Origin of the sequence: Bacillus sp. AFS012607, assembly GCF_002558005.1 — a bacterium.
Taxonomy (GTDB): domain Bacteria; phylum Bacillota; class Bacilli; order Bacillales; family Bacillaceae_G; genus Bacillus_A; species Bacillus_A thuringiensis_S.
The window spans coordinates 422,052-434,476 of record NZ_NTVM01000012.1; the positions used below are offsets into that span (position 1 = coordinate 422,052).

Here is a 12,425-nt window from a genome sequence, read left to right on the forward strand (position 1 = left end):
AAATAAACTTGAGCTCCTTTTTCTATTTTTACACTTAGTTATTGTTCTTCCCAAAAATCTCTTCTTGCAGGCGACGACCAGTCGGCGTTGCTGCAAGTCCACCTTCTGCTGTTTCACGAAGTGCTACTGGCATCGTTTGTCCAATTCTAAACATTGCCTCAATTACTTCATCACATGGAATTGTACTCGTTACACCAGCTAATGCTAAATCTGCTGAAATCATCGCATTCGCAGCTCCTGCTGCATTACGTTTTACACAAGGCACTTCTACAAGTCCTGCAACAGGATCGCACACTAAACCAAGCATGTTCTTTAATGAAATTGCCATCGCTGTAGCTGCTTGATCTTGTGTTCCACCAGCCATCTCAACTGCAGCTGCAGCCGCCATTCCACTTGCTGAACCAACTTCAGCTTGGCATCCTCCTGCCGCACCAGAAATACAAGCATTATTCGCAACAACCATACCGAAAGCTCCTGCTGTAAATAAGAACTCAATCATTTCTTCACGTGTAGGCTGCAATTTTTCTCTTAGTGCAAATAGTACACCTGGCACTGTTCCAGCAGACCCTGCTGTTGGTGTTGCACAAATAATTCCCATCGCTGCGTTTACTTCATTTGTTGCAACAGCTTTGCTTACTGCATCCAAAATCGTATCTCCAGATAAGCCTTTTCCACTCTTCATATACGCTTGAACTTTTACAGCATCTCCACCAGTTAAACCAGTTGGTGATTTCACGCCGCGAATACCACGTTCTACTGCTTGTTCCATCACGACTAAGTTCTTTTCCATACCAGCAATTACTTCTTCACGTGAAATACGTCTTGTTTCCATTTCACATTGAATCATAATTTCTGCGATTTTTACATTTTGTTCTTTAGCTTGCGCCACTAGTTCCGCTGCGTTCCGAAACATGGTGTGTCCCCCCTGCAATTAATCCATAATAGTTACTTGACAAATATTTTGTTGCGCTTTTATTTCTTCAATCACTTCATCTGCTAATAATTCATCTGTTTCAATAACCATAAGCGCTCTTCTTCCTTTTTCTTTACGAGAAACACTCATTGTACTAATGTTAATCTCGTGTGTAGCAAGGATTGAAGCCACCGCTGCAATAGCACCAAAGCGATCGTTATTTACAATAAGTAGTGCTGGACTTGTGCCTGATAATTGAAGATCGAATCCGTTTAATTCTACAACTTCAATTTTACCGCCACCAATTGAGCAAGCAACAACTTCAATTTCTTCTTCACCTTTATACAAACGAATTCTTGCTGTATTTGGGTGAGGTGCATTGGCATCTTCTTCAATGAATTCCACTTCAATTCCGCGCTCTTTTGCTATTTCTAGCGCCTCTGGAATACGTAAGTCATCTGTTTCAAATCCCAATATTCCACCGATTAGTGCTACATCGGTACCATGCCCTCGATACGTCTTTGCAAATGATCCATATAACGAAATGCTTACTCTTTCTGGTTCATGACGAAACAGCTGGCGAGCAACTTGCCCCATTCTTGCCGCGCCTGCTGTATGTGAACTTGATGGTCCAATCATAACTGGACCGATAATATCAAATACTGAGCGATACTTCATCATAACTCCCCCTAAACCTCTATGAAAAAAATTTATTCTACTATTCTATTAAGCTGCTACATCTGTCGCTTTTCCAGTTGTACCACGAATTTGTTCTGCTGTATGAATTGGATAATTTTTGAATAAAAGTAATCCAATATAACCTGAAATAATACCAGTTATCATAATACATAAGAATCTTAGTATTATTTTCATTAAAAAAATGATATAAGATAATCCACAATAAAGTCTGGTAGCAATCCAAAGTTTAACACAGAAGCCATTGCAAGCATAGCATAAACAAGTGATATCTTTCCTATTATAATTCTCATGTTACTCTCTCATGGTTTAGTCAACTTCACTTGTTACGATAATAACTAAAAAGCATGTGACTTATCATAAATTATAATCTGCCCTCATTATAGCTTGTTTTTTATAAAACGCTTACTTTTGTTGAATTTTAAAAGTTCTGAATAAAAGTCCATTCCTGCTATTTGTATCACTTGTATGTCATCTGACTTATATAACAGTTTTTCTAAATAATCATTATTTCGTATTTTTATCGTATATATTCAAACCATTCTAATTTTCTGTATCATCCAAGTATAAGCATAAAATAATAACAGTTTTATTTTTAAATTTTTTTAGACATAAAAAAATGGTAACCCATCGTTACCATTTTTTACAAAATTATTATTTTTCTACTGGGAATGATTTCAAATCTGTCGCTATTTCTGTATTAGAAAACAACTCTCTTGCCTCTTTCAATAATTCCTTATATGTATCTCCTTGATAGCGAGAACTAATGTGAGTTAAGATTAATCGCTTCGCATTTGCCTGAAGTGCAATGCTCGCAGCTTGCTTAGATGTGGAATGAAAATAATCATGCGCTTGTTGCTCATCTTCTGCTGCGAAAGTCGCTTCATGGACAAGTACATCTGCATCTTGCGCAAGCTCCCTACTCGCTTCGCAATATCGCGTATCACCTAAGATAGTAATAATTCTTCCTTTTTGAGGTGGGCCGATAAACTCATTTCCATTTAATATCGTGCCATCCTCTAATTCAACTACTTCTCCATCTTTTAAACGTTTAAAGATTGGACCTGGTTTCACACCCATCTCAAGCAATTTATCAACTAAAAGAGCACCTTGTATATCTTTCTCTACAATACGATATCCAAAACATTCTATACCGTGTGACAATCTTTTCGTTTCTACATAAAATTCATTATCTTCAAATACGGTACCTTCTTCTGTTATCTCCACAACTTCAAGTGGATATTTCACATGTGTCGTACTTACCGATAATGCCACTTCAATAAATTGTTTAATTCCTTTCGGTCCATACACCGTTAAAGGCGTAGTTCCTCCTTGAAATGAACGGCTACCTAATAAACCAGGCAATCCAAAAATATGATCGCCATGTAAATGCGTAATAAATATTTTTTCAATGCGGCGCGGACGTACCGATGTATGTAATATTTGATGTTGCGTGGCCTCGCCACAATCAAATAACCAAGTCTGTCCTCGTTCTTCTAACAATTGTAAAGCAATTGCTGAAACGTTCCTTCCTTTTGAAGGAACACCTGCACCAGTTCCTAAAAATACAAATTCCACTTTCTTTCCTCCAGCTCTAAATATACTCTATCTCTCATCTTACGGAATGTTATTTCAAATGGCAAATCGAATTTACATAACCAATCATCTAGACAACTATATAACACGAACGTTATACTTAAAAAATTTACCAATCGTTCGTGTTTTGTGGTAAAATAATTATACTACATTTTAAGGGAGCGTTTTATTATGAAAGAAGTATTTCGTTTACAAACTGATTTTTCATCTTCATTTGATCGCTGGGTAAGTTCTTTCGTGTCTGATCACCCAGCACAATTAGAATGGACAACTTTAAAGGAATTAATCCATGAATATACAACATCACATACAAATGATACGTTACCAGCATATATTTCTTCAGCTTTAACATATTACGCCCAACGCGTTTCAACTACAAACAGTTCAGAGATTGTTATTTTTGAAAACCCTACAATCTCGTAATCTATAATAAAAAAGCACTGGTTACAGTGCTTTTTTATTTATACTTATTTAACAAATGATCATATTCCGTCCAAAAGTCGGTATACATACTTCGCTCAAGCTCATTTAAAATTATCTTTTCACTTGATTTATTAAATAATTCTTTTGCTTGTAGTGCAAAAGAAACAATTTGTTTTCTATATTCATTTTCATTCAATTCTATATGAAGCCCTTCATAGTATATAGCCTTTTGATCAGTAGAAATAACTTTGACAAAATCCTTTAAAACCACATTTTCACCTATATGGTTTATAGTCCAATGAATTGAAATTGGGCATCCTAACATGAGCATAGTGCCACATCCGTGCAAAATAAGCCCCTCTTCATTTTCAATATCACAAATATATTCTTTATCTAAAGTTCGTAACAGAGCTAAAGCTGATTCACTTATTCCCCATTCCTCATCCATACCTGTCCGCGTAATAATCGTTCCATCCACATTTAAATAAATTTCCCCGTGAGAACATAAATCTTCCTGCTCATTAAACAACCACTTTTGATTCTCAATATTTATAATAAAATTTTGTGGTACCATTACAAATTCCCCTTTTATAAAAATATTTATTTTCCACATTATTTATAATTAATATCATGTATTTCATCCCATATATCTATTATAAATCCATTTAATATTTTAAAAACACAGATAAAAAAGATATTGACACTACGATTTTACAGTGCTAACATTCAACATGTAATTGAATATGGTCTCTGTTAGGTGAGGCTCCTGTATAGAGAAACGCTGCTGCCCAAAAATGTCGAGAGACGCCAATGGGTCAACAGGAAAGGTCGGAATGAAGGCCTTTTTTAACGTAGCTGGTTTCAGTACCTATGCTATACAGTGCTAAAACTCAACGAGGGAGAGGTGCATGTATTTTGTCATACACAAAAACTGTTTTTATTTATGTCTACTAGCAGTCTTTGTTGTGGACTCTTTTAACTGCGAATTCAGACCTTTACTCGTTTTGAGTAAAGGTCTTTTTACGTCTATATGCACCTTACTATGAAACAAACATAGCATATTCAGAAACTACTAAATTGTACGGAGGTGAGGAACAGTTGGCAATTGATGATTCGGCCCAGATACCCATACGTTTTACATTCATATTTCATCATGTAGGTAGGAAAGAAACTGTTCCTCACCATTTCAAATAGTTAGTTAGGTAACAGATTGTTTCCTCCTTCATGACAGAGGAGGAACTACCGATGTTTAATTTACAAAGACAAGAAACAAAGCATGCTTATGAGCAAGATAGCATGAAAACAAATAACGAATTATTAGTGGAGGTTGCAACACAAGATGTAATCTCTGCGTTAAAACTTCTAGAAACAACACAAGATGGATTATCTAAACAAGAAGTGGCTCGTAGACTTTCTTTATACGGTCCGAACGAAATAGCTCATAATAAAATGGCGCCGTGGTACATTCAATTTCTGCTGGCATTTAAAAATCCATTTATTTTCGTTTTATTAGCTCTTGGGGCACTCTCCTTTTTCACAGATGACATACAAGGAACAATTGTCGTATCTGCAATGGTACTACTTAGTGCAACGATTCGGTTTTCCCAAGAATTTCGTTCTCAAAAAGCTGCCGATAATTTAAAGGCTATGGTTCGAACAACTGCGAGCGTATTTAGAATAAATGGATTTGTACATGAAACAAAAAATGTAACGAATTTAAATCGAAATTACACAACAGAAATTCCAATTGAAGAGCTTGTACCTGGCGATATTATTTCCCTTTCAGCTGGTGATATCGTTCCAGCTGATGTGCGTGTTGTATCCGCTAAAGATTTATTTGTTAATCAATCTTCTTTGACAGGGGAAGCACTTCCTATAGAAAAATACGAACACTGCTACCATACAGAAAATAAGCATATCTTACCGAAAAACATGAAAAAAAATTACAATCCACTCGATATGGAAAACCTTTGCTTCATGGGAACAAATATTGTAAGTGGTAGCGCAAAAGCTGTTGTCATCTCAACAAGTACCGATACGTATTTCGGCTCTTTAGCAAATAAGGTAATCGGAAAGCGTGTAGAAACAAGCTTTGATAAAGGTGTAAACAAAGTAAGCTGGCTCTTAATTACATTCATGCTTATTATGGCGCCTATTGTCCTTCTCATTAATGGATTCACAAAAGGAGATTGGCAAGAAGCTTTCTTCTTCGCTATTGCCGTCGCTGTTGGTCTTACACCTGAAATGTTACCAATGATTGTAACTGCTAATTTAGCTAAAGGTGCCGTTAACATGTCTAAACAAAAAGTAATTGTAAAACAGCTAAATTCTATTCAAAACTTAGGTGCTATGAACATTCTTTGTACAGATAAAACCGGAACTTTAACAGAAGATAAAGTTGTCCTTGTTCGTCACTTAGATCCCAAGGGAAATGAATGCAATCGCGTCTTACAATTTGCCTATTTAAATAGTTTCTATCAAACTGGATTGAAAAATTTAATAGATAAAGCTGTTATTAAGCATACAGAGGAAAACAATAAATTTAATCCATCAGCTTTTCAAAAGCTAGATGAAATTCCATTCGATTTCGCCCGCCGGCGTATGTCAGTCATCGTAAAAGATATTTCAGGTGAACATACAATGGTTTGTAAAGGTGCCGTAGAAGAAATTTTATCAATTTGTAATTACACCGAAGTGGATGAAAAAGTCGTTCCACTCACCGAGGAAATACGTTCAAATGTCAAAAAACTAAGTGAGACATTAAATAGTGAAGGTATGCGGGTTATTGCTGTGGCTTATAAAAAAGATAGAAGAATAAATAATAAAGAGTACGCAGTAAAAGACGAAACAGATATGATTCTCAGTGGATATATCGGCTTTTTAGATCCACCGAAACCATCTGCAGCAGCTGCAATTCAAGCATTACAAAAACATGGTGTACAAGTGAAAATTTTAACTGGCGATAACGAAATTGTTACAAGAAAGGTTTGTAAAGAAGTTGGATTAGATATCGGCGAACCAATCCTCGGTTACGAGATTGATTCTTTACCAGATAAAGCATTAGCAAAACTTGCTGAAGAAACGACTGTATTTGCGAAGCTTAATCCAATGCAAAAATTTCGTATTATACACGCATTACAAGGAAATGGACACACTGTAGGTTACATGGGAGACGGCATTAACGATGCTGTAGCATTACGTGAAGCTGATGTCGGAATATCTGTTAATACTGCTACTGATATTGCGAAAGAAGCTTCCGATATTATTCTACTCGAAAAAAGTTTAACTATATTAGAAGCAGGTATTTTAGAAGGACGTACTACATTCGGAAATATTTTAAAATATATTAAGATGACAGCTAGCTCTAACTTCGGTAATGTGTTTAGCGTGTTAGTAGCAAGTGCTTTCATTCCTTTTTTACCGATGCTTGCCATTCATCTTTTAATTCAAAACTTACTTTATGATATTTCACAACTTTCTATTCCATGGGACAAAATGGATAAAGAGTTTCTAGAAAAACCACGAAAATGGGATACTGCAAACTTACGAAACTTCATTATTTGTATCGGCCCAATTAGTTCCGTATTTGATATTATCACATACGTAGTCATGTGGAATGTATTTGGTGCAAATACACCGAGCGAGCAATCATTATTCCAGTCCGGTTGGTTTGTCGTTGGATTGTTAACACAAACTTTAATTGTTCACATGATAAGAACACAAAAGATTCCATTTATTCAAAGCACTGCATCAACACCAGTCGTTTTATTAACCGCTCTTATTATGGCAATCGGGATTTATATTCCATTCTCACCACTTGGTGCAGCCGTTGGTTTACAAGCATTGCCACTTAACTACTTTCCTTGGTTAGTAGGAATACTATTAGGCTACGCTTTTTTAACACAATTCCTAAAAAAGCTTTATATTAAAAAGTTTCGTAGCTGGTTGTAAAAATAAGAATGAGTGGATATTCCCCGCTCATTCTAAAAGACATAACACATATTTATATATGGAGGTGACCATGATGGTATGGTACGACATTGTATTCAGATTAGTTATAGCAATTATTGTAGGAGCTTGCATTGGAATGGAAAGACAATGGAGACACAGAATGGCTGGGTTACGGACAAATGCTCTCGTATCACTTGGTGCCTGTATATTTGTTTTATTATCCGTCATGCTTGATCATGATGCTAGCCCATCCCGCATTGCTGCTCAAGTCGTTAGTGGCATTGGCTTTTTAGGGGGTGGCGTTATTATCCGCGATGGTTTTAGTATTAGAGGGCTAAATACGGCAGCTACTTTATGGTGTGCAGCTGCTGTCGGTACTCTTACAGGCGCCGGTTTCCTCGTTGCAGCTATATTAGGTACAGCCGGCGTGTTACTAGCAAATATACTCCTTCGCCCAATTGCTCTTTTTATGAATAAAAAATCAAAAAAAGAATCACCAGAACAAACAAACTACTTACTTTCCCTTACTTGTTCAGAAGAAAATGAAGCACATATTCGTTTTTTACTTATGCATATGGTAAGTACAGAAGGGCTCGGTTTAAAAGAGTTGTATAGCGAAGACGTAGATTCTAATCGAAAGGTGTGTATACAGGCTACATTACATTGCAAGACAAATGCGGCTATCTTAATTGAAAAAATAGTAAGTAGAATGCTATTAGAATCTGGCGTTACTGCAGCTGGTTGGAAAACTTCATTAGATTTAGAAGCAAGTTAAAAATGAAAGGTGTCATGATTTTACTACTTCATGACACCTTCTACATAAACTTATTTTCTAACTTTTGTTGAAACGACTTCTCTTGCTTACGTAGTAGTTGACTACCTCGTTGTAAAATCGGTGTTCCATACTTATCATTAATTTGATCAATGACAGCAAGTAGTGGTTCTTTTTTCGCATCCTCTTCAAATGAAAACAAATCTAATTGTTTCACCGATTCTGTCTTCCACTCTATTTCAGTAGCTGTAACACCTAGTAAACGAACGGAATCACCATCCCAATGTTGCTTCCATAAACGGGATGCTGCTTGAAAAATATCACGTTCTTCCCAAATCGCATTTTTCAATTGCTTACTCCGTGTTACTGTTCGCCTATCATGGTATTTAATCATAATTTGAATATTATAGCTGACAAGGGTTCGCTTTTGTAATCTTTTACTCACTGATTTTGATAACCGTTCTAACATATCAAGTAATTCTTTCTCTTCATCCATATCCTTTGAAAAAGTCATCGAGTTACCGACACTTTTATGTTGGCCCATTTGACTCGGATCCACTTCCCTATCATCCGTACCTTTTGCACGCTTTTGTAAATCAATACCGTGCTTGCCAATTTTAGCGCGAATGATATGCTCGTCTCCCTTCGCTAACTGTTCAATTGTATGTATATGAATTTCATTTAATTTTTCAGCTGTTTTTTCTCCAATCCCATGCATTGCTTCAACTGGAAGTGGCCAAATCATTTCTGGAATATCACGTTTTCGAAGCACGGTAATACCGAGAGGTTTTTTCATATCAGAAGCTGTTTTTGCTAGGAAAAGATTTGGAGCGATTCCGATACTACACGGAAGCTGTAACTCTGTTAATAGTGCTTGTTGCATCATCTTTGCTATTTCAAGAGGCGAACCAAGTGCATAGCAATCTGTAATATCTAAATATCCTTCATCTATTGAGACTGGTTGTATCTTTTCTGTAAAACGGGAAAGGACTTGAAACATTTGAAATGAAGCTTCGCGATATAATGTGAAATTAGGACGCCTTACAACTAATTGCGGGCATAATCTTTTCGCTTCCCAAAGGGGCATCGTCGTACGTATTCCGTATTCTCTCGCCTCATAACTACATGTTATTATAATTCCTTTTCTCTCTTTTTCATTTCCAGCAACCGCTAATGGCTTTCCTTGTAATGATGGATCATGAGCAATTTCAACAGATGCGAAAAAGCAATTCATATCTACATGTAAAATAACACGACCATTTTTCGGATACATTTCTCGCATAGTACTCACCCCCTGATCAGAACGTTCGTTCTTTTATTATATCAAATTTTGCACAATAGTTATAATAATTACTTGTTCTTTTTTATAATCGATATAAAGAGGATACACATGTGAAAGAGGCTGATTATGATGAAATTAACTATATGTTCCTTGTAGTTATATTAATCATTGCAATTAATTATTTACTACTTCCGATTTTCAATATGAATACGTTAGGATTATTCCCTCGTCTAGTACATATAGCAACAACGTATATACTTCCATAGTTTTTCTTATATTGGCTTATACGTCTTGTCAAAGCAATCGAGTCAAAATAAAAAGCGTGTAAATCACAATTGATTTACACGCTTTTTCTATTCCATTACTTCGCTACTTCTTCAATAATTGCAACAACTAATTCTGCTGTTTTTGCTAACTCTTCAACAGGAATCTTCTCGTTTGTTGTATGAATTTCTTCATAACCAACTGCCAAGTTAACTGTTGGGATACCGTGTCCTGCAATTACGTTTGCATCACTTCCGCCACCACTTTGGTGAAGAGAAGGTGTACGACCAATTTTTTCAGCTGCACGTTTTGCAACTTCTACAACGTGATCCCCATCAGCAAATTTAAATCCTGGGTACATAACGTTTACTTCAACGTCTGCATGACCGCCCATTTCTTTTGCAGTTGTTTCAAATGCTTCTTTCATTTTCGCAACTTGTGCTTCCATTTTCTCATTGATTAACGAACGAGCTTCTGCAAAGATTTGTACATGATCGCAAACGATATTCGTTTGTGTACCACCTTCAAAACGTCCAATATTTGCAGTCGTTTCAGAGTCAATGCGACCAAGTGGCATCTTCGCAATTGCTTTCGCTGCGATAGTAATTGCAGATACACCTTTCTCCGGCGCTACACCAGCGTGAGCTGTTTTCCCGCGAATAATTGCGTTCACTTTCGCTTGTGTTGGAGCTGCAACAACGATTTCACCAACTTTTCCATCGCTATCTAATGCATAGCCATATTTCGCTGTAATATGCTCACGATCTAAAGCTTTTGCACCAACAAGACCTGATTCTTCTCCGACTGTAATAATGAATTCAATTTTACCGTGAGGGATATTTTTCTCTTTTAAAACACGGATTGCTTCGAACATTGATGCTAATCCAGCTTTATCATCCGCACCTAAAATTGTTGTACCATCTGATACGATATATCCATCTTTAATAGAAGGCTTAATTCCATTACCAGGAACTACTGTATCCATATGAGAAGTAAAGTAAATTGTATCAACACCATCTTTTGTTGCTGGTAAAGTACAAATTAAGTTGCCTGCACCATGACCAGTTACAGCCATTGTGTCATCTTCAAATACTTCTACACCTAAATCTGTAAATTTCTTCGTTAATACTTTGCAGATTTCTGCTTCAAATTTCGTTTCAGAATCTACTTGTACTAATTCCATAAATTCATTTACTAAACGTTCTTGATTAATCATAAGACTGCGCCTCCTGCACTACCATTATGTATGTAACACTACTAATTATAACAGAATTTCGCAAAAGTTTCGAAATACAAGACAAAAAACAGATGGTTTACATGTCTAGATAACCATCTGCTTTCTATTACTCATTTAACAATACCCAGCGCATATGATCCTCCCACACGCCATTTACCATTAACATCTTCCTAGACACGCCTTCATATTGAAAACCTATCTTCGTCACCACTTGTATAGATGCTAAATTACGAGGCATAATCGGAGCTTCTATACGATGTAACTGAAATTCCTCAAAAGCAACTTGAATTGCTTTTCTAAGTGCTTCTGTCGTATACCCTTTGTTTAACTCTGCTTTATCTAATTTATAACCGAGTACACAAGATTGATAAATGCCACGAACGATTAAATTAAATGAAATACACCCAATTATTTTTGTATCATCACCCTTTTTAAAAATCCATAGTCTGATGATTTTCCCGTCTTCGAACTCTTTTCTATCCTTTTGCAACTTTTTCTTTTGATAATCTAGCGTAAAAAAATCATCCGGTCTATACTCTTCCCAAGCTTTTAAAAATTCACGATTTCTGTCGTAATATTGAAGAACTGTTTCAGCATACGACTCATCTATTTCCCTTAAGTATAAACGATCTGTTTCGTATATTTTCATCATCGTATCTCCATTCTTCAGCTTGCCCAACTAAAAATTAACAATATATCCTTTAACTATATTCTCTATACACACTCAAATTTCCTGTTATATTTTGCAATCCCCTCCCGAATTTTGTCCTCACTCTCCCCTTGTCCATAATTTCATTTCTCGTTACAATGAAATTGTACTGATTTGCAAGGAGGTATAACGATGCATAAAAAAGCTCAAAAAATTATGGTTTATGTGATGCTAATTTCTATGCTTGTAACAACATTACTTGCTGGCGCGAGTATGTTTTGGTAAAAAGGGCGATGTGTTCGTCCTTTTTTTACTTTTTACACATGAAAAAATAAACCATCTCGACATCGAGATGGTTTATTTTATATAAAACACAATCGCTACAATACTAAAGGAAAATGACATTACAAGTGCTATTACAAAACTTGTATATTGTTTCTGCTGAAATGCTCCAATAACAAAAGTGAGATTAAGTAATGCCATACATACAATCGCTACAAGATAAGAACATATATTAAAAGTTGCCAATATGAATGTAATAACAAATAGAAATCCCATAAAAAACTGCATATACGAAAGTTTTGGATTCAAGTACATATGAGCAACCCCTTTATCTAATTTTATCTTTCTATACTTTCATTA

General features: G+C 35.9%; 13 protein-coding genes and 1 riboswitch. Of the genes, 5 read left to right on the forward strand and 8 right to left on the reverse strand.

Annotated features, from left to right (window positions below):
- Positions 1–34 precede the first annotated feature (34 nt).
- From sdaAA to rnz, 3 genes are all read right to left on the reverse strand, one after another.
- The gene (gene sdaAA, locus CN409_RS15595) at positions 35–913 is read right to left on the reverse strand and encodes an L-serine ammonia-lyase, iron-sulfur-dependent, subunit alpha (protein WP_000489454.1); all 879 of its coding nucleotides are present in this window, start codon (positions 911–913) and stop codon (positions 35–37) included.
- Between the two features lie 18 nt (positions 914–931).
- On the reverse strand, positions 932–1,591 hold the full coding sequence (sdaAB, locus tag CN409_RS15600; RefSeq protein WP_000877451.1) for an L-serine ammonia-lyase, iron-sulfur-dependent subunit beta: 660 nt from the start codon (positions 1,589–1,591) through the stop codon (positions 932–934).
- A 672-nt stretch (positions 1,592–2,263) separates the two neighbouring features.
- Positions 2,264–3,187, reverse strand: coding sequence for a ribonuclease Z (gene rnz, locus CN409_RS15610; RefSeq protein WP_000397454.1), 924 nt, complete (start codon positions 3,185–3,187; stop codon positions 2,264–2,266).
- Positions 3,188–3,376: 189 nt separating this feature from the next.
- Here rnz and CN409_RS15615 point away from each other — a divergent pair, with 189 nt between their 5' ends.
- Complete coding sequence (locus tag CN409_RS15615; RefSeq protein WP_000665709.1) at positions 3,377–3,628, forward strand: DUF3932 family protein; 252 nt, start codon at positions 3,377–3,379, stop codon at positions 3,626–3,628.
- Positions 3,629–3,662: 34 nt separating this feature from the next.
- Here the strand turns inward: CN409_RS15615 and CN409_RS15620 are convergent, their stop codons facing one another.
- Entirely contained in the window at positions 3,663–4,202 is a 540-nt protein-coding gene (locus CN409_RS15620; protein ID WP_000249065.1) for a hypothetical protein, read from the reverse strand.
- Between the two features lie 168 nt (positions 4,203–4,370).
- A riboswitch (M-box (ykoK) riboswitch) is annotated at positions 4,371–4,538 on the forward strand.
- 335 nt (positions 4,539–4,873) lie between these two features.
- Between CN409_RS15620 and mgtA the strand changes: the two genes are divergently transcribed.
- Positions 4,874–7,579 carry a magnesium-translocating P-type ATPase gene (mgtA, locus tag CN409_RS15625; RefSeq protein WP_141527708.1) on the forward strand — a complete coding sequence of 902 codons (2,706 nt, stop codon included), beginning with the start codon at positions 4,874–4,876 and terminating at the stop codon, positions 7,577–7,579.
- A gap of 73 nt (positions 7,580–7,652) precedes the next feature.
- Entirely contained in the window at positions 7,653–8,354 is a 702-nt protein-coding gene (locus CN409_RS15630; protein ID WP_000262346.1) for an MgtC/SapB family protein, read from the forward strand.
- A 40-nt stretch (positions 8,355–8,394) separates the two neighbouring features.
- Here CN409_RS15630 and CN409_RS15635 read toward each other — a convergent pair whose 3' ends face one another.
- Complete coding sequence (locus tag CN409_RS15635; RefSeq protein WP_001208861.1) at positions 8,395–9,633, reverse strand: DNA polymerase IV; 1,239 nt, start codon at positions 9,631–9,633, stop codon at positions 8,395–8,397.
- Positions 9,634–9,743: 110 nt separating this feature from the next.
- Here CN409_RS15635 and CN409_RS31875 point away from each other — a divergent pair, with 110 nt between their 5' ends.
- Positions 9,744–9,899 carry a hypothetical protein gene (locus tag CN409_RS31875; protein ID WP_000656487.1) on the forward strand — a complete coding sequence of 52 codons (156 nt, stop codon included), beginning with the start codon at positions 9,744–9,746 and terminating at the stop codon, positions 9,897–9,899.
- A gap of 95 nt (positions 9,900–9,994) precedes the next feature.
- Here the strand turns inward: CN409_RS31875 and CN409_RS15640 are convergent, their stop codons facing one another.
- Entirely contained in the window at positions 9,995–11,113 is a 1,119-nt protein-coding gene (locus tag CN409_RS15640) for a tripeptidase T (protein WP_000609802.1), read from the reverse strand.
- Positions 11,114–11,240: 127 nt separating this feature from the next.
- The gene (locus tag CN409_RS15645) at positions 11,241–11,786 is read right to left on the reverse strand and encodes a GNAT family N-acetyltransferase (RefSeq protein ID WP_014894891.1); all 546 of its coding nucleotides are present in this window, start codon (positions 11,784–11,786) and stop codon (positions 11,241–11,243) included.
- Positions 11,787–11,975: 189 nt separating this feature from the next.
- Here CN409_RS15645 and prli42 point away from each other — a divergent pair, with 189 nt between their 5' ends.
- A complete protein-coding gene (gene prli42, locus CN409_RS31880; RefSeq protein ID WP_000549037.1) occupies positions 11,976–12,068 on the forward strand; it encodes a stressosome-associated protein Prli42 in 93 nt (30 codons plus the stop codon).
- A gap of 72 nt (positions 12,069–12,140) precedes the next feature.
- Here prli42 and CN409_RS15655 read toward each other — a convergent pair whose 3' ends face one another.
- Complete coding sequence (locus CN409_RS15655) at positions 12,141–12,380, reverse strand: DUF3894 domain-containing protein (protein WP_000281167.1); 240 nt, start codon at positions 12,378–12,380, stop codon at positions 12,141–12,143.
- Between the last annotated feature and the right edge of the window lie 45 nt (positions 12,381–12,425).

What these genes read in the sequence shown, in the direction of transcription:
- sdaAA (WP_000489454.1), bottom strand. Translation starts at nt 913, where the DNA reads ATGTTTCGGAACGCAGCGGAACTAGTGGCGCAAGCTAAAGAACAAAAT.
- sdaAB (WP_000877451.1), bottom strand. Translation starts at nt 1,591, where the DNA reads ATGAAGTATCGCTCAGTATTTGATATTATCGGTCCAGTTATGATTGGA.
- CN409_RS15615 (WP_000665709.1), top strand. Translation starts at nt 3,377, where the DNA reads ATGAAAGAAGTATTTCGTTTACAAACTGATTTTTCATCTTCATTTGAT.
- CN409_RS15620 (WP_000249065.1), bottom strand. Translation starts at nt 4,202, where the DNA reads ATGGTACCACAAAATTTTATTATAAATATTGAGAATCAAAAGTGGTTG.
- mgtA (WP_141527708.1), top strand. Translation starts at nt 4,874, where the DNA reads ATGTTTAATTTACAAAGACAAGAAACAAAGCATGCTTATGAGCAAGAT.
- CN409_RS15630 (WP_000262346.1), top strand. Translation starts at nt 7,653, where the DNA reads ATGGTATGGTACGACATTGTATTCAGATTAGTTATAGCAATTATTGTA.
- CN409_RS15635 (WP_001208861.1), bottom strand. Translation starts at nt 9,633, where the DNA reads ATGCGAGAAATGTATCCGAAAAATGGTCGTGTTATTTTACATGTAGAT.
- CN409_RS15640 (WP_000609802.1), bottom strand. Translation starts at nt 11,113, where the DNA reads ATGATTAATCAAGAACGTTTAGTAAATGAATTTATGGAATTAGTACAA.
- CN409_RS15645 (WP_014894891.1), bottom strand. Translation starts at nt 11,786, where the DNA reads ATGATGAAAATATACGAAACAGATCGTTTATACTTAAGGGAAATAGAT.
- prli42 (WP_000549037.1), top strand. Translation starts at nt 11,976, where the DNA reads ATGCATAAAAAAGCTCAAAAAATTATGGTTTATGTGATGCTAATTTCT.
- CN409_RS15655 (WP_000281167.1), bottom strand. Translation starts at nt 12,380, where the DNA reads ATGTACTTGAATCCAAAACTTTCGTATATGCAGTTTTTTATGGGATTT.